16 protein-coding genes are annotated in these 16586 nt (G+C 68.3%); 9 read left to right on the forward strand and 7 right to left on the reverse strand.

Annotation, left to right across the window (positions count from 1 at the left end; genetic code table 11):
• Positions 1-28 precede the first annotated feature (28 nt).
• A complete protein-coding gene (locus HNO80_RS00850; protein ID WP_175320960.1) occupies positions 29-1489 on the reverse strand; it encodes an AAA family ATPase in 1461 nt (486 codons plus the stop codon).
• A gap of 52 nt (positions 1490-1541) precedes the next feature.
• Positions 1542-2954: an aminotransferase-like domain-containing protein gene (locus HNO80_RS00855; RefSeq protein ID WP_175320961.1), complete on the reverse strand. Its 1413-nt coding sequence runs from the start codon at positions 2952-2954 to the stop codon at positions 1542-1544.
• Here HNO80_RS00855 and HNO80_RS00860 point away from each other — a divergent pair.
• On the forward strand, positions 2953-3906 hold the full coding sequence (locus HNO80_RS00860) for a DMT family transporter (protein WP_175320962.1): 954 nt from the start codon (positions 2953-2955) through the stop codon (positions 3904-3906). The two genes, HNO80_RS00855 and HNO80_RS00860, sit on opposite strands and share 2 nt — an antisense overlap.
• A 38-nt stretch (positions 3907-3944) precedes the next feature.
• Entirely contained in the window at positions 3945-4589 is a 645-nt protein-coding gene (locus HNO80_RS00865; protein WP_175320963.1) for an FMN-binding negative transcriptional regulator, read from the forward strand.
• A gap of 27 nt (positions 4590-4616) precedes the next feature.
• On the opposite strand, the gene HNO80_RS00870 is transcribed toward HNO80_RS00865, so the two are convergent.
• From HNO80_RS00870 to trxA, 3 genes are all read right to left on the reverse strand, one after another.
• A complete protein-coding gene (locus HNO80_RS00870) occupies positions 4617-5663 on the reverse strand; it encodes a Gfo/Idh/MocA family protein (protein WP_175320964.1) in 1047 nt (348 codons plus the stop codon).
• Between the two features lie 236 nt (positions 5664-5899).
• Entirely contained in the window at positions 5900-6154 is a 255-nt protein-coding gene (locus HNO80_RS18180; RefSeq protein ID WP_502707793.1) for a DUF8730 family Cys-rich protein, read from the reverse strand.
• Entirely contained in the window at positions 6078-6443 is a 366-nt protein-coding gene (gene trxA, locus HNO80_RS00875; RefSeq protein ID WP_175320965.1) for a thioredoxin, read from the reverse strand. Before trxA ends, HNO80_RS18180 begins: the two co-directional genes overlap by 77 nt.
• Before the next feature lie 143 nt (positions 6444-6586).
• On the opposite strand from trxA, the gene HNO80_RS00880 reads away from it, so the two are divergent.
• The 4 genes from HNO80_RS00880 (at position 6587) to HNO80_RS00895 (ending at position 8900) form a co-directional block, all read left to right on the forward strand.
• Positions 6587-6889, forward strand: a complete 303-nt coding sequence (locus HNO80_RS00880; RefSeq protein ID WP_175320966.1) for a rhodanese-like domain-containing protein — start codon at positions 6587-6589, stop codon at positions 6887-6889.
• A 150-nt stretch (positions 6890-7039) separates the two neighbouring features.
• Positions 7040-7648, forward strand: coding sequence for a rhodanese-like domain-containing protein (locus HNO80_RS00885; protein WP_175320967.1), 609 nt, complete (start codon positions 7040-7042; stop codon positions 7646-7648).
• Positions 7645-8406, forward strand: coding sequence for a sulfite exporter TauE/SafE family protein (locus HNO80_RS00890; protein WP_175320968.1), 762 nt, complete (start codon positions 7645-7647; stop codon positions 8404-8406). The genes HNO80_RS00885 and HNO80_RS00890 overlap by 4 nt, the downstream gene beginning before the upstream one ends.
• A 125-nt stretch (positions 8407-8531) precedes the next feature.
• Positions 8532-8900, forward strand: coding sequence for a DUF7793 family protein (locus tag HNO80_RS00895; RefSeq protein ID WP_175320969.1), 369 nt, complete (start codon positions 8532-8534; stop codon positions 8898-8900).
• A 185-nt stretch (positions 8901-9085) separates the two neighbouring features.
• Here HNO80_RS00895 and HNO80_RS00900 read toward each other — a convergent pair whose 3' ends face one another.
• Both HNO80_RS00900 and HNO80_RS00905 read right to left on the reverse strand, forming a co-directional pair.
• Positions 9086-10495 carry an MBL fold metallo-hydrolase gene (locus HNO80_RS00900; protein ID WP_175320970.1) on the reverse strand — a complete coding sequence of 470 codons (1410 nt, stop codon included), beginning with the start codon at positions 10493-10495 and terminating at the stop codon, positions 9086-9088.
• A 144-nt stretch (positions 10496-10639) separates the two neighbouring features.
• The gene (locus HNO80_RS00905) at positions 10640-11143 is read right to left on the reverse strand and encodes a hypothetical protein (protein WP_175320971.1); all 504 of its coding nucleotides are present in this window, start codon (positions 11141-11143) and stop codon (positions 10640-10642) included.
• A 687-nt stretch (positions 11144-11830) separates the two neighbouring features.
• On the opposite strand from HNO80_RS00905, the gene HNO80_RS00910 reads away from it, so the two are divergent.
• The 3 genes from HNO80_RS00910 to HNO80_RS00920 all read left to right on the forward strand — a co-directional run bounded on the left by HNO80_RS00910 (position 11831) and on the right by HNO80_RS00920 (position 16584).
• Complete coding sequence (locus tag HNO80_RS00910; RefSeq protein WP_217500392.1) at positions 11831-12040, forward strand: hypothetical protein; 210 nt, start codon at positions 11831-11833, stop codon at positions 12038-12040.
• A 625-nt stretch (positions 12041-12665) separates the two neighbouring features.
• Positions 12666-15857 carry a choice-of-anchor D domain-containing protein gene (locus HNO80_RS00915; protein WP_175320973.1) on the forward strand — a complete coding sequence of 1064 codons (3192 nt, stop codon included), beginning with the start codon at positions 12666-12668 and terminating at the stop codon, positions 15855-15857.
• A gap of 115 nt (positions 15858-15972) precedes the next feature.
• Positions 15973-16584 (forward strand): DNA alkylation repair protein, encoded by a 612-nt coding sequence (locus HNO80_RS00920; RefSeq protein WP_175320974.1) that lies wholly within the window; start codon positions 15973-15975, stop codon positions 16582-16584.
• Positions 16585-16586 lie beyond the last annotated feature (2 nt).

Genomic DNA, 16586 nt, shown 5'->3' on the forward strand with positions numbered 1-16586 from the left:
GTTCTCAAATCTGAAACGTCTCGTTGAGTCAGAAAGCCGCTGAGCCCCGGAATCCGCCACCGGCAGGCCCGCCGCCGCCGGCAGGGCCGCCGCCGCCCCCGCCTCCGTCGCTGCCGCTGCCGCTGCCCAGCAGACTGCGGGTGAGCGCCTCGCCGTCGGCCATCAGCTGGCCCACGGCCGTCTGAAGGTGGTCGTCCGCGACAGGGACGCCGGCCAGGGCGGCGGCCACGACGGCGCGGCGGATCAGTTCGCGGGCAAAGGAGGCCGTGGTTCCTTCGGTGCGGGCGGCCGCCTCCTCAAGGGCGGCCGCGCTGAAGGGGATTCCGCGTGAATACAGCTTGAGCAACGCCACGCGCTCGGGCCGCGCGGGCAGGGGAATTTCCACGGCCAGATCCACCCGCCCGGGGCGTTGCGCCAGGGCGCGTTCCAGCATGTCCACCCGGTTGGTGGTGAGGACGAACGCCACATCGGCGTCGCTGGCCAGGCCATCCATCGCGTCGAGCACCTCGAATAGCAGCGGCTGGGGTCCGTGTCCGAAGCTGCGGTCCTCGGCAATGAGGTCACAGTCCTCGAGCACCACGATGGAGGGCTGCAGCGCCCTGGCCATGGTGGCCGCCTCGGAAATCCGGGCAAGCGATCCGCCGGACAACAGGATGGCGGTGGCACCTTGGCTCCGGCTCAGCAGATACCGCACCGTGTGGGTCTTTCCGGTGCCCGGACGCCCGTAGAGCAGGATGCCGCGCTTCAGGTGCTGCCCGTACCGGTTGAGGGTGTCCCGGTGCTCGGCGATGCCGAGGGCGTGGTCCGACACTTTCTGCAGCAGACCGTCCGGCAGGATGACATCGGACGCGGCCAGATCCGGCCGGGCGTGGAAGGTCACACCTGCCGCGCTGGGTCCGTACTCGCCCATGACGAGGGAGATGACCTGTCCCTTCAAGATGCTGTGGCGCTGCATCCGACGTCGGAACTCCGCGAGGAAGCTTGCGGCAGTGTCGGTAGCGCAGGCTAGGACTTCCAGGGACGCCGTTTGCCGACCGTAGCGGGGGTTGGCATCCCGTTGCAGCACCACGATCGGATGTCCGCCGTGACTGAACAACCAGAGCCCCAGCGCCACGGCCTGCCGCTGCTCGTCCGGGCCCACCGCGAGGTTTGCGTAGTCGGGCTGGGAGAGCGGGAACTGGGGGAAGACCTGCGCCTGCTGCAGCATGTCGCTCAAGGAATGATGGTGTCGCTGGTCGCCACCGCCGATGCCGACCAGCCGGGACTCCGGATCCTCGCGCGCCAGCTCGGCCATCTGGATGTCTGCGTCGACGAACCGGTGCGGCGGAATCTCCTCCACGACGACAGAAACCGACCCGGCCGGCGCGCCCAAATGTTCGGTAAGCGTCGTCAGCAACTGCGGTCCCGACGGCACCCGGTGCTGGCCGGACTGCGCAAGTTGCACGAGTTGCGCAAAATCGTCGATGAACTTCCCCAAATTTTCATCCATGCGCAGACCCTACCAGCGGCCGCTACCGTACCGTCCGCTGCCGCACCATCCGCTACTGCCCGTTGCGCTCGATCGCCTGTCCCAGAATCCGGGCGCCCTCCGGGAAGGCGCCCGGGTTCGGCCCGGCGTAGTTGAGCCGGATGAAGGGGCCTGCGGGTTCGGCAGGGAACCATTCGGTGCCGGCGGCGATCAGAACCCCGGCGCGCTCGCAGTCGGCGCTGAGCCGGTCGACGTCGGTCCCGTCAGGGAGGCGGGCCCAGAGGTTCAGCCCGCCCTTGGGGACCAGCGTGAGATGGGCCTGCGGGGCATGCTCGCGAAGGCTCGTGACCAGCAGGTCGCGGCGTGACTGGAGCTGGTGGCGGACGCTGCGCAGGTGCGTCTGCCAGGCAGGCTGGGTGACGACGTCGAGGGCAGCGGCCTGGAGGACGCCGCTGACATACATCGACTCGGCCCCGCGGTCCGCGAGGATGCGTTCCCGTGCCGGGCCGCGCGCGATCACGGCTCCCACCCGCATGGCCGGCGAGACACTCTTCGTCAGGGACCGCAGATATACGACGTGCCCGGAATCGTCACGCGCGGCGACGGGGGAGGGGGCCGAGGTGATGCCGAAGTCGTGGGCCCAGTCATCCTCCACCAGGAACGCTCCGTGCCGGCGCACGACCTCCAGGACCTCTTCGCCGCGCCGGCCCGTCCACTGCGCCCCGGTGGGGTTGGCGTAATTGGCCTGCGCGTAGAACAGCCGCGCCCCGGTCTCCTGGAACGCGCGGTCCAACCCGTCCGGATCCGGGCCGTCGGGTCCGCTCGGAACAGGAACGACGCGCACGCCGGCCTGGGCAGCAGCCAGAATCGCGCCCCAGTAGCTTGGGGATTCCATTAGCAGCGGCTGCCCGCTGCCCACCAGCGCCCTGAAGATCGAGCTGAGTCCGCTTTGGGTTCCGGGCAGTACGACGACGTCGCTCGCAGCCGGCGGTGTGACGCCGGCCTGCATCGAGGCACCCAGCTCGTGCGCGAACCAGGACTGCAGCTCCGGGAGCCCCGCAGCCGGTGCCCGGGACAGCGCCGCGTCGCCCCTGGCCGCCCTGGTCAGGGCAGCCCGGACCAGCCGTTCGGGCAGGAGTTCGCGGGCCGGGTAGCCGGAGTGCAGGGCGATGACATCGTTCGCCGCGCTGCGCATCGCGGTGGATGCCGAACGAAGTGGCGCGTGCGGCGTCCGCAGGGCCGCGGTCTGCCAGCCGTAGTCGGAGGGGCGCGCCGTCCGGACCTCCCGGACGAAGGTGCCGACGCCGGGCCGGCTCTCGATGAGGCCCTGGGCGGCGAGGGCCTGCAGGGCCTTCTGCACCGTGACGGGACTGGCCTGGTGTTCGGCGACCAGCGCGCGCGTGGATGGCAGCCGGGAGCCGGGGGCGGCGTGAGTGATCCACTCTTTGAGCTGCGTCACAATCCGCCAACTGCTATCGTGGTTCATGAGAGCCAATAGTAGCGCTACTGTGATTTTTAGCCCAGTGATACCGACCCCTCGGTCCGGCCGCCCCGGCGGCGGCCTCTGGTGGGGACTGCTCGGAGTTGCGGCGTTCTCCTTCACCGTTCCCCTCACCCGGGTGGCGGTCGCGGGACTGTCGCCTTTGTTCATCGGCTCCGGCCGGGCGGTCGTTGCCGCGGCCCTGGCTGCCACCGCCCTGATCCTGACCCGTCAGCGATTTCCGCTGGGCCTTCAGTGGGCCCGCCTCGCGGTGGTCGGCGGCGGGATCGTGGTCGGCTTCCCGCTGCTCACCTCGTTCGCGCTGACCAGTGTGCCCGCCAGCCACGGCGCGGTCGTTATCGCCCTGCTCCCGGCCGCTACCGCAACCGCCGTCGTCCTCCGCGGCCACGAGCGTCCGCGCGCGGCTTTCTGGCTCGCCACGGCTGCCGGCGCCGCGGCGGCCCTGGGCTTCGCCTTCGCGCAGCCCGGAGGCTTCGGGCAACTGCACTGGTCGGACCTGCTGCTGCTCGGCGCGGTCGTCGCCGCGGCCATCGGCTACGCCGAAGGGGGCCTGCTCGCCCGCGAGCTCGGCGCCTGGCAGACCGTCTCCTGGGCGCTCGTCCTCGCGGCGCCGCTGATGCTGCTTCTGGCCGTGTGGACGATGATCCAGCAGCCACCGTCGGGCACCCCGGCGCAGTGGGCCGCCTTCGCCTACCTCGGCGTCGTCAGCATGTTCCTTGGCTTCTTCGCCTGGTACCGCGGCCTCGCCATCGGCCCCATGACCCAAGTCAGCCAGATCCAGCTGATCCAGCCCGTGCTGAGCATCGCCTGGGCCGCGCTCCTCCTTGGCGAAACCCTGACGCCGACCACCCTCATTGGCGGGGCCGCGGTAATCGCCTGCGCCGGCATCGCCGTCCGCGTCCGGCTGAGGCCAACATCGCCACCACCGCGGCCCTGACTCTTCCCGCACCCCACCCCACGGCAAAGGACAATCCCATGTACATCCCAGCGCACTTCGCGGCCGGCCCCGGCGCCGTCCGTGACCTGCTCACCGCCCCGGCGGCCGCCAACCTGGTCACGATGACCGCGCACGGCATGCTCGCCACCTTGCTGCCCTTGGTCTACGATCCCTCCATCGGCGAGCACGGGGCCCTGCACGGACACCTGGCCCGGAATAACCCGCAGTGGTCCGAGCCGTCAGTGGGCGAGGCCCTGGTCATCATGCAGGGGGCCGACGCCTATATTTCACCGGCCTGGTATGCATCAAAGGCCGAACACGGGCGCGTCGTCCCGACCTGGAACTACTCCACGGCCCACGTTTACGGCACCCTGGTCATCCACGATGATCCGGTCTGGCTCGCCGGCCACGTCAGGCGGCTCACCGACCTCAACGAAGCCCATGCAGCCCGGCCTTGGGCAGTCGACGACGCGCCGGAGCGATACATCGCCGGCCAGCTGCGCGCCGTTGTCGGGGTCGAACTGCTGATCAGCAGGATCGAGGGGAAGACCAAGCTCAGCCAAAACCGCTCCGATCAAGACGTCGACGGTGTCGTGGCCGGACTCAGGGGGTGCGGGCACACAGCCAGTGCTCACGACGTCGAACGCGCACGCCGGGAGCGGCGCCCGGACCGGGGACGGTAGGCCGGCCGGGTCCGGGCTGCCGCGCTCCTAACGTTCGTCGCTGGCGTAGCTGAGCCCGATCTGGCTTCGGACGGTGTCCAGCGCGGCCATGACCCGGACGGTCTCGCCGGGTGACAGCACATCGTTGGCGATTGCGCCGGCGGCAATGAGCCGCTCGACTTCCCACGCCTGGTATTGCATGCCGCGGCCGGTGACCGGCTCGTCGAAGCGCTCGACGACGTTGCCGCCGTCGTCGTACCGGGTGAAACCGGTGGGCGTGTACCAGACCGGGTCCATCTCGATGCTGCCTTCGGTGCCGATCACCGCGGCCCGGTTGGGCCCCGCGGTATCCAGTGCGCAGTGCAGCACCGCCTGCTGTCCGTCCGCGTATTCGAAGATCATCGCGGTCTGGCGGTCGACGCCGGTGGCCGTCATGCTGGCGGCTGCCTGGATCCGGGCTGGCTCGCCGAACACGTCGAAGGCGAAGGAGACCGGATAGATCCCCAGGTCAAGGAGTGCTCCGCCGCCCAGCGCGGGGTCGTTGAGCCGGTGCTCCGGATCCTTGGGCAGGTTCTGGTTGTGGTCCGCGATGACGGTCCGGACTTCACCCAGGACGCCCGAGCCGATCAGTTCCCGGACCCGGACCATGTGCGGGAGGTAGCGCGTCCACATCGCTTCGAGGGCAACCAGCCCCTTCGATGCGGCGAGGTCCACGATTTCCTGCGCCTGCCACTCGTTCATGGCGAACGGCTTCTCCACCAGCACATGCTTGCCGGCGTTGAGGGCCAGCAGCGCGTTCTCGTAATGGAACGGGTGCGGCGAGGAGATGTAGATGACGTCCACCTCGGGGTCGTTTACCAGCGCTTCGTAGCTGCCATGGGCCGCGGGCAGCCCGAACCTGCCGGCGAAGTCGCGGGCCGTTGCGAGGTTCCGGGAGCCCACCGCCTGGACGCTGAAGCCGTGCTCGACCAGGTCCGAAGTCTGCAGCCCGGCGATTAATCCGGTGCCGAGGATTCCCCAGCGGACGCCGCTCCCCGAACGTTCGGGACGATCGGGGGCTGGGGTGGGGGAGGGTACTGGGGCGGTGTCTGACATCGTGGGTTCCCTTCGGCCGAGCGCAGATGGTCTGTGGCAGCGGCAGCGAAGACGTCCCCGTGGACGGAGCAGGTTACTGCCGGCGTGTTGTCGACCGTACCGTACGGGCGCCGGTTTGTTGCGGACCGGTCCCCGTCAGGGGCGTCCGTTCCGCAGCCCGTCCGGAAGCGGAGGCCGGCATGCGCCCGGCCGGCCTGGGCGCAGGCACTGCTGCACCGCGGCCGGCCGGGAACGAGTCACTTGCAGGTGCAGCGCTGTTCGGTGGGCACGTCGGCCATGACGGAGTCGACGTGCTCGCCGCAGCCGGCCCAGGTGATTTTTCCACAGCTATTGCAACGGACGGGACTGCACATTGTTTTCTCCTTTAGCGGGTACTGCTGGTTGGGTACTGCGTTGGTTTGGTGATGCTGGCGGTTAGGACGCGGGCGCGGCGGCCATCTTGGCCCGGATTTCTTCCATGTCCAGCCCCTTAACGGCGGTGATGAGTTCATCGAGCCCGCTGGCGTTCATGGCGCCGGGCTGGGAGAAGACGAGGATACCGTCGCGGAAGGCCATCAGGGTGGGGATCGAGGTGATCCGCGCTGCCGCGGAGAGCCCCGGCTCGGCCTCCGTGTCCACCTTCGCGAAGACGACGTCGGGGTGGGCTTCGGAAGCTTTGCTGAATGTGGGGGCAAACATGCGGCACGGACCGCACCAGGCTGCCCAGAAGTCCACCAGGACGATGTCGTTGCCGGAAATGGTGTCGTTGAAGGTCTTTTCAGAGATGTCGATGGTTGCCATAAGGAAAATATATACCCCCGGGGGTATTAGAGACAAGCGCTGAAGGCGTCCCAATTTTGAGCGCCAATACCCCTGGGGGTATATTGTGAGTGGCTGGATTGGCCACATGCCCCTACCGAATGCCTCCCGAAAGGTGCACATCAATGGACATTACCGCCCAGCAACTCAACCAGCAGCTCAAGAACGGCAGCGATGCCCAGATCGTGGACGTTCGGGAACCCGCGGAAGTCGCCGCCGGCATGATCGCAGGCGCACGGCACATTCCGCTGGGCGAACTGCCGGCGCGGTTGGGCGAACTGGACAAGACCCGTCCCGTCGTCGCCGTCTGCCGCAGCGGCCGCCGCAGCGCCGCAGCCGCCGATCAGCTCGCCGCCGCCGGCTTCACCGCCTACACGATGACCGGCGGGATGCTCGACTGGTCCGAGGCCGGGCTGCCCGCCGGCTGACACTCCCCATAAACTGCCCGGGCGACGCCTCCCCCCACGTGCCGCCCGGGCCTCCACCTGTCCTGACTGCGCCCTGGCGGGCTCCGGGCCGGTGGACGGCGGCCTCCCGCATCCGCGGCCAGAACCACCCAAGCTAGACCGAAAGTGACTATGACTACCTCACACAAGACCACTACGACCGAGTCCGCGCCCCAGTCCATTGACGCTGCCACGCTCAAGGCCTGGGAGGACAACCACGATGACCTGATGGTGATCGACGTCCGCAGCGGTGCCGAGTTTGATTCGATGCACATCAAGGGCTCGTACCATGTCCCGCTCCCCATGCTGAGCGAGCACACGGAAGAATTCGCCGCCAAGATGGGCACCCGTGTGGTCCTGGTCTGCCAGTCCGGGAACCGGGCCGAGCAGGCCCGGAAGCACCTTGATGCCGTGGGCCTGGGCAGCGCGAGCGTGCTGGCCGGCGGGGTGCCCGCCTACGCCGCGGCCGGCGGCAACGTGGTGAAGGGCCGCAACACCTGGGCGCTGGAACGCCAGGTCCGCATGACCGCCGGATCCCTCGTCCTGGCCAGCATCGTCGGCAGCAAGTTCCTCTCGCCGAAGCTGGGACTGCTGGCCGGCGGCATCGGGGCGGGCCTGACCTTCTCCGCGGCGACGAACAGCTGCGCCATGGGCCAGATGCTCTCCAAGATGCCGTGGAACCGTTCCGCCAACGAGCCCACCGCCCACCAGGCCCTGCAGAACCTGGGCTCTAAGGCATGATCCTCACCGCGGCGGCGTTCGGGCTGGTCGTCGGCGGCCTGTTGGGCCTGGTTGGAGGCGGCGGGTCCATCCTCGCCGTCCCGGCCCTCGTCTACGGGGTGGGGCTTCCGCTGGCCGCGGCGATCCCGACGTCGCTGGTCGTTGTCGGAGCGTCTTCCGCCGTCGCGGTGCTGCCCCGCCTGCGGGGTGTGAACTGGCGGCTGGCCCTCATCATCGGTGCCGCCGGCACGGCTACTGCCTACCTGGGCGCTTATGTGAACCGGTTGCTCGACCCGAAGGTGCTGCTGCTGGCTTTCGCCGCCATCATGGTCTTCGCCGGCATCCGGATGATGCTTCCGTCCAAGGCCTCCGGCGGCTCCTGCGCCCTGCCCAGCGGCGGCGTCAACTGGCGCAGCTGCCTGCCCAAGGCCATCGCAACCGGTGCCGTCGTAGGTTTCCTGACCGGGCTCCTCGGCGTCGGCGGCGGCTTCCTGATCGTCCCGGCCCTGACCCTGGTCCTGGGCCTGCCGATGGCGGTGACCGTCGGTACCTCGCTGGTCATAATCGTGATCAATTCGATTGCCGGCTTCGCCGCGCACCTCGGTGACCTGCAGATCGACTGGGCCGTCACGGCAGCGTTCGCGGGCGCGGCAATGGTGGCCTCCCTGATCGCGAGCCGGCTCGGAGCCAGGATCCCGGACAAGGCGCTCAAGCGCGGTTTCGGCGTCCTGGTCCTGCTGGTCGCGGCCTACGTGACGGTGCAGGCACTGCTTTCCTAAACCGGACAGCCCGGGAGAAAACAGCACGGCCGTAAGGCGCCGGAGGACGGGTCCTCCGGCGCCTTTTTCGTTGCCCGGGCCTGCTCAGGCCGGCCGGGAGGGTATCTTGGGGCCTAGGGGGATGTATGGAAGAGATCTTAATCGCAGGGGCCAAGGGCCGGCTCGGAGTTTGCGGGCCCCACTTTCACCTGGTTTGGACGCCCGGGGCGCAGGTCGACGCCGGTGACGCCGCCGCGTCGATCGAGGGGATGCGCGCTCTTAGCGGTGGCAGGGAGTTGCCCGTGCTCGTGGAAATATCCGGTGTGACAATGAGCGCGGCGGCAAGGCACACCTATGAACGGGCCGAGGCAGTGTCCGCGGTGGCCCTGCTGGGTTCCAGCGTGGTAGACACCGTCGTGGCGGCGGCACTCGGCCGCCACGGCTTTTGCCCGCATGCGTATTTCACCTCACGCAAAGAGGCCCTGGAGTGGCTTGACGGCCTCGCCGCACCGTAGGGGCCCCGGACGCCGGGGCGGAGCCGCTCGAGGCTGACGATGGGGCGGTGGTCATCGCCCCGCTGACCGCAGTCGCCGGCTGAAGGCCGCGGATGGTACTTGTCGCGGACACAGCTGTGGCGGCGACCCGGGTTACCCGGGCCGCCGCCACGCTGTCACTGTGTTGCGTTACTGGTTTGTCCTGCTTAGCTGGCCGGGACGGTTTCCGGCGCCTTCTTGCGGGCGGCCCAGGCGGCGTAGCTGCCGTCGAGTTCCACGACGTCGTAGCCGGCGCGGCGCAGCGCGCTGGCCGCGACGGAGTTCCGGACGCCGCTCTGGCAGTAGGACACGATGGTGCCTTCGGTGGGGAGTTCGTCCAGGTGCCACATCACACGGCCGCCGCTGAGCTGGTAGGAGCCCGGGATGTTGCCGGCGGCGTGTTCGGTGCGGTTCCGGACGTCCAGGACCATGGCGGCGTCGAAGCCCTCGAGTTCCTCGGGCTGGATCAGCTTCGGGGTGCTGGCGGGCAGGCCTTCGACGCCGCTGACGTAACCGGCGACGTTGTCGATGCCGACGCGGACCAGGTGGTCCCACATCTCCTGCGCGGCGGTCTGGCTGGGAGCCAAGAGGACGAGCGGGTTCTTGTCGGTTTCCGGGTTCACGACCCAGGCGCCGAAGCTGGCGGTGGATTTGCCGGCCGGGATGTTCAGCGACCGGGCGACGGTGCCTTCGTGGACCTCATTGTTCGGGCGGGTGTCAACGAAGATGACCTTGTCCGCGGCGAGGTCGGCGGCGACGTCGGCGGTGTTGAGCTCGGCGAGCGGGGCGCGTTCGCCCATCACGGCGGGGCCTTCACGGTTTTCGCGTTTCATCCGGGCGAAGTAGGCGTGCGCGTCGGGCTGGCCGTCGAGGAGTTCATCGATGAAGCCCTGTTCGTCGTTTGCGGCCAGGTAGGGGCCCCACCAGGCGTAGAGGCGTTCGTAGCCGACGGTGGAGGACGGGATCGCGCCCAGGGCCTTGCCGCAGGCGCTGCCGGCGCCGTGGCCGGGGTGGACCTGGACGTGGTCCGGCAGGGTCAGGAACTTGTCCCGCAGGCTGGCGAACAGCTGCTTGGCGCCCGCGAAGCGGGTGTCAACGCCGCCTGCGGCCTCATCCAGCAGGTCCGGCCGGCCCAGGTCGCCGGAGAACACGAAGTCACCCGAGAGCAGGTAGCCGGGCTTGTCTGCGAATGCGCCGTCGGTGATCAAGAAGGACAGGTGCTCCGGGGTGTGCCCGGGGGTGTGGAGGGCCTTGACCGTGATGTTGCCCAGCACGATCTCGTCGTTGTCGTTCAGGCGTTCGGCCTCGAAGCCGTACTGCCAGTCCGCGCCGCCCTCGCCCGAGACGTAGGCGGTGGCGCCGGTAGCGGCGGCCAGTTCCCGGGTGCCGGAGAGGAAGTCCGCGTGAATGTGCGTCTCGGTGACAGCCACGATCTTCATGCCGTTCGCGGCAGCGAGGTCCTGGTACACGGCGATATCACGCCGGGGATCAACCACAAGGGCCTCGCCCTTGGCCTGGCAGCCGATGAAATAGCTGGCCTGGGCAAGGTCTTCGTCGTAAATGCGCTCGATAAGCATGGGGCTCTCTTTCGTTGGACGGTCGGGGAGTCTCCGTGCGGGGATCCTCCGGTGGTCTATTCACAACGATAATACCCCCGGGGGTATCGCGCAAGCGGCGCCGGACGGGTCCTGCCGTGTCGCCGCCGACGTCGTCCGGAGGCTTCAGCTGCCGACCCTGGCCATCACCTTGTTGATGGTCGCCGCGAGCCCGCGTGCGGCCTGAAGGACGGCGGCGTCGGAGAGGGTTTTCGTTTCCGTTTCCACGCACAGCGTGCCTTTCCGGGCACCCACCTGAATGTGCCGGATTCCGGTCCCGTCGGGAAGCATATAGACCACGGCGTAGCCCGCTTCGCCGCCGGTGTTGACGATCGGATGTTTGATGGCGGTCCAGGTGCGCGAGCCGCCGCCCGGCAGGCTCTCCCGGATCGAACTGCAGCGGCTAAGGTCCTCCGCCCGGCTGTCAAAAGGTGACGGCCCGGCCGGCGGGGGCGGCAAGCTGACGAGCCGCAGGCTGATCTGGTCCAGCGCCTGCGGCCCACCGGCGATCTCAGCGACCAAGGTGGCCGCCCCGGAGAACGAGGCAAGATATGCCGCGTCGTCGTAAATGCATCCGGGAGCGGCCGGCGCCGTGGCAGGGCCGGTGCGGGTGTAGCGTCCTTCCAGCACCTGGGCCGGCCTTCCAGTGGGGCCGGTAATGCCCTGCAGCAGCAGGGCCAGTTGCTGCGGCGTCCGTTGTGCGGGGGCTGCGGGGCAGCGGGCGGACCAGCTGGTGGTGCGACTGACGGTGCCGTGCCGGAGGCGGTCTCCCCAATCAGTTCTTGGGCCAACCGGACCAGCGGCTCGAGGGCGGTCCTGAGTTCCGCGTCGGAACTGGCGGTGGGTGCCTGCCGGCTCAGTCCGATCGTCAGGGTTCCCTGCAGTACCTGCAGTGCAACGGTGGCACCGCCCGGTGGAGTGCCCGCGGTTGCGGGCGTACTCAAAACCGTGGCGTAGGCCTTCTCGCCGACGGCCGGCATCCTAAGCAGCCTGATCGTGGACGTTGGCTCATTCCCCGCCGTCTGCCGGAACGTTGAACATCTTTGGGCCAGTTCGTCGGTGTAGGCGAAATCCGCAGCGAGCACATCGTTCCGCGGCGCGCTTCGGGCAAAGACAAACGCCAGGGCATCGCGTGACCACACGCCGGTCAGCGTAAGGACGCCCGCAGCGAAGTGCATTGCCAGGTCCGCTCCGCTGGTCGGCGAACTGTGCGGCCGGAACACGCCGCATTCGCCGGGCTCGACGGCCGGTTTGTCGGCGGGCTCCGGTCGTCCCTGCAGGCGGGTGCGCAGGTCCGAGCTTCTGGAGACCCGCCCGGTGCCCTCCTGGCCGCTGTTGATCGCCCGGTCCACGAGGGCCATCAGTTCCTCATCGGACAGCACCTTCTCCGCCGTCGCCGCCGGAAAGGTTCCGGTTGCGGTGGCCGATCCGCTCTCGGTAGGCGGTGCGGGTGAGCCCGGCGTGCAGCCGGTCACCGCCAGAACGGCGGCAGCGCAGGCAAGGAGCCAGCGCTGGGTCCGCAAGTGAAGACCGCTGGCATTCAGTGTTGTTGCAGCACCTGGACACACGACTGGACTCCCTGCCGTCGAAAGATGTGCTGAGCCAATGGTCCGCCGCAGGGACCAAGGGCACCAGAGGATTTATGCCCCCGGTGCAGAAGTAACGAGGTCCGCGTTACTCGATCGTGACCTTTGCCCGGGATGCCGTGGCCGGGATGCTGCAGGCCGGTCGTCACCTCATTGTCAACGACGCGAGAAGCAGCTCCGCAAACCCTGCTCATCCACGTCCGGGGGCCAAATCTGGCGTGTTTTTGAGCCCAACCATGAACGGTGCCGTGTTCCTGCGTCAGCTGAACCGGCGTCGGCGGACCCAGGAAGCAAGTGGGCAAGCAAGTGCCCCAAACAACGAAGCAAGTAGTACCGGCAAGAAAGCAAGAAGCCCCCTCCAGAAGACGGGTAGGCGCCACTCGCGCGCCGCTGTTTCGGCGCTTCTAGGCTCCTGAGTACTGGGTGGAGTTAGTCGATTTAATGTTCAGAAACGGGTCTCAGCCATGCGTGAACAAGCGGAATTTCGTGCTGTGTCGGGTCATTTTCCTGGCCGTTGCGGGCGTGCGACTGGGGTGTCCCGTTCCCGACGGAAGCGGACCGCCGGATTGATCGAAGCTCCGTCCCGGCCACGGTCGCAGCCCCGACGCGCCTGGGCGCTCCTGCTGGCATCGTCGCTCGCCCTCGCCGGGCTGTCCGTCAGCGGCCCCGCCTCTGCCGACGTCGGCACGGTCGCCCACGATTTGCTTCGGACAGGCTGGGACAGCAACGAGACTGCGCTTTCGCCGACGTCGGTCGCGTCATCAAACTTCGGCAAACTTTTTTCCACCTCCGTGGACGGCCAGGTCTACGCCCAGCCGCTCGTGGTGGGCGGAACCGTAATCGCCGCGACGGAGAACAACAACGTCTACGGGCTGAACGGCGCCACGGGAGCAGTGAATTGGCAACGCAACCTCGGGCCGGCGTGGCCCGCCTCGACCGTAAGCTGCGGTGACCTGACGCCTAACATCGGAATCACGTCCACCCCCGTCTTCGACCCCGCCAGCAACAGCGTCTTCCTGCTGGCTAAGACGAATGACGGGACTAGTCCGCAACTCCCGCACTGGTACATGCATTCGCTGGACCGCGTCACGGGGGCCGAGAGGGCAGGGTTCCCTGTCCTCATCAGTGGCGCCCCCACCAACGACCCGTCCCGTCCGTTCAATGCCATGACCGCCATGCAGCGGCCCGGCCTTCTCCTGATGGACGGCGTGGTGTACGCGGGCTTCGCGAGCCACTGTGACTACGCTCCATTCGTCGGCTACGTCGTCGGCGTGTCCACGGCCGGCCGGCAGACAACGATGTGGGCCACCGAATCCGGCAACAGCAACGCAGAGGGCGGTATCTGGCAGTCCGGCGGTGGCCTGGTCTCCGACGGATCCGGGAGCATCCTCTTCGCTACGGGCAATGGCATTTCGCCCAAGCCCGGTCCGGGCAAAACGCCTCCTGCGACCCTTGCTGAATCGGTGGTCCGTCTCAAGGTGGGCAGCGACGGCCACTTGAAGCCCACTGACTTCTTCAGCCCGGCCAACAATTCCAAGCTGGACCAGGACGACGCCGATCTCGGTTCCGGTGCCCCGATCGCCATCCCGGACGGCTACGGAACCACGGCCCACCCGCGGCTGCTGGTCCAGGTGGGTAAGGACGGGCGTGTCTACCTGCTGGACCGCGACAACCTGGGCGGTATGGGCCAAGGTGCCGGCGGAACCGACGCGGTGCTCGACGAGGCGGGCCCGTACAACGGTGTCTGGGGACGGCCGGCATTCCTCGGGACCAAGAACGGCGGATACGTCTATACGGTCGAGAACAAGGGCTACCTCCGCGCGCACCGACTTCTGCCCACCAGCACCGGGGGCGTCCAGCTCGCTTCCGTCGGGACGTCCGTGGGCACCTTCGGATACACCTCCGGGGCGCCCGCAGTCACCTCCAACGGTACGGACGCGTCCTCCGCCCTGGTCTGGGCGGTCTATGTCACGGGCCCCACCGGTGCCGGCGCGGAACTGAGGGCCTACCGGGCCCTCCCGGACGCCACGGGAAAGCTCCAGCAAGTGTTCACCGCCCCGCTTGGCATAGCCGCCAAGTTTTCCTCGGTGGCTACCGACAACGGCCGGGTCTATGTGGGAACACGGGACGGGCACGTACTCGCTTTCGGCGCACCGACGACCTCCGCGGTAGGGGCGACGAACACTGACCTCGGCCTGGCCGCGGTGGGAGGGACGGGCAAGGGAACCGTGACTATCACCGCAACCAGGGCCGTAACCGTCAGCGCCATCACAACAGCTGCACCGTTTGGCATCGGTACCCTCACCCTGCCGAGGGCGCTGGCCAAGGGCGCAAGCATGACGGTGCCCGTGACGTTTTCACCAACCGCCCCGGGCCAGGTTGACGGTGCGCTGACCCTCAAGGCCGCTGACGGCGAGACAGCCCTTCTGGGCATACATGCCGTGGGTACGAAGGACGGTCTGGGGGCCACGCCGCCCACGCTCGCGTTCACCGACGTGCCCACCCAGACGAGCTCGCGGCAGACCGTCAATGTCGTCAATACGGGCACAAGCGTCGCAACCGTCACCGGCGTCACCCTGCCGGCCAACGCCGGCCTCAAGGTTGACCCGACCACGCTGCCGGCCGTGGGGCAGAAGATCCAGCCGCTCACCTCCATTCCGGTGTCCGTCACCTTCAGCCCGACGACGTCGGCTGCCGTGGCAGACCGGCTGCTCGTCACGAGCGACCGCGGTTCGCTGACGGTTCCGGTGACGGCCACCGCCGTCTCCGGAGCGGCGCACCTGCAGCTGCCGCCAGGGCTGGACTTCGGTGACGTCCCCATCGGCGCGTCAGCCACCTGGGACTTCACGATCTCCAACACCGGAAATATCCCGATGACCATCACCAAGGCCAAGGCGCCGCAGGGTGTCTTCTCAACCACCGCTCCGATCTCCGAGGGCCTGGTAATCCCGCCTGGCGAATCCGCCTATCAGAGTGTGACGTTCAAGCCGACGGTGGCTGGACAGGCGGGAACCCTGGATACGTTCTACCTGATCACCGCGAATGACGGCCAGGGCGCATCGAAGGTGATGCTCACCGGCAAGGGTGTCGATGACCCCATCGCCCTCAAGGCCTACCAGACCCGTGCGGGCGACCCAAGATCGAGCCTTGGCAGGTCGCTCACCCTGGAGTACCCCGTGGCCGGAGGAAAGTGCCAGGACTACGACAGGGGAGTGATCTGCTGGTCACCGGCTACGGGGGCGCACGTGGTCTCCGGCGCGATCTACGCGCGCTACAAGGCGCTGGGCGGCGCTGCCGGTGTCCTCCGATTCCCGACCACTGACGAGATGGTCGCCCCAGACAAGGTGGGGCGGTACAACCACTTCTCCGGCGGCGGAGGAAGCGGCAGCTCGATCTACTGGTCGCCGAAAACCGGCGCGCATTCGGTGATGGGAGCCATCCGGTCCCGGTGGGCGGCCCAGGGCTGGGAGAAGGGAAAGCTGGGCTATCCAATCACGGACGAGATGGTCACCCCTGACAAGGTGGGGCGATACAACCACTTCTCCGGCTCCATCGGGGCATCGATCTACTGGTCGCCGGCCACCGGGGCGCACTCCATCCTCGGGGCAATTCGCGCCAGATGGGCGTCCCTGGGTTGGGAGAAGGGACGGCTGGGCTATCCGGTCACTAACGAGTACTCGGTGCCCGGTGGACGGGCCTCGAACTTCCAACGCGGAAAGCTGACCTGGATCTCGGCTACCGGAAAGGTGAGCGGCTAGCGCCGGTGCAGCCGCTGCGGCCGACGCGCCACGCACGATCCGGCGCTCGCCGTCGGTCCGTACGCAGGAAGCCGCGGCTTGGACCCTGCAGCCGGACCCGGGACAGAATGGATTCATGAGCGAGGCCGGTGACTTCATTGATGCGGCTCTGCGGCGTGAAAGCTCGTGGCAGCGGGCCGAGGAGGCGCAGGACCGATACGGCCCGGACCTGGGGAGCTACGGTTCCTCGGTCGGCGCCGTCCGCGGCACTGTCCGGGATGCACTCCGCCGCTACCGGAACCTTGACCGTGACGAGATCACGGCGCTTAGCTCGGAACTGTGGGCGGTGCCCGTCTTCGAACGCCGCCTTGCCGCCGTCGTCCTGCTGCAGTCCAGCCTGGCCCTGCTGGACAATTCGGACCTGACCCGGATCGAGGGCTTCCTGCGGACCGCCCGCCTGCGCGAGCTGGCCGATCCGCTGGCGACCGACGTCGTCGGGCCGCTGGTTGCGGGACTGAACGGCCAAAACCGTGCCCGCGCGGAAACCGTGCTGGGCCGCTGGCTGCAGGATCCGGACGAATGGTTGCGGCGCGCGGCCCTGATGGCGCCGCTCCGCGAGCTTCGGGCCGGGGGAGGGGACTGGGACCGTTACCGGCGCCAGGCCGGACTGGCGGAGTCGGGCACCCCGGACGACGCCGGTCTGGTGCGGGAGGCGATCGCTGCCCTCACCTCGGTGATGGCGAAGTAGCG

The sequence above is a fragment of the Arthrobacter sp. C9C5 genome (assembly GCF_013359735.1).
Classification (GTDB): domain Bacteria; phylum Actinomycetota; class Actinomycetes; order Actinomycetales; family Micrococcaceae; genus Arthrobacter.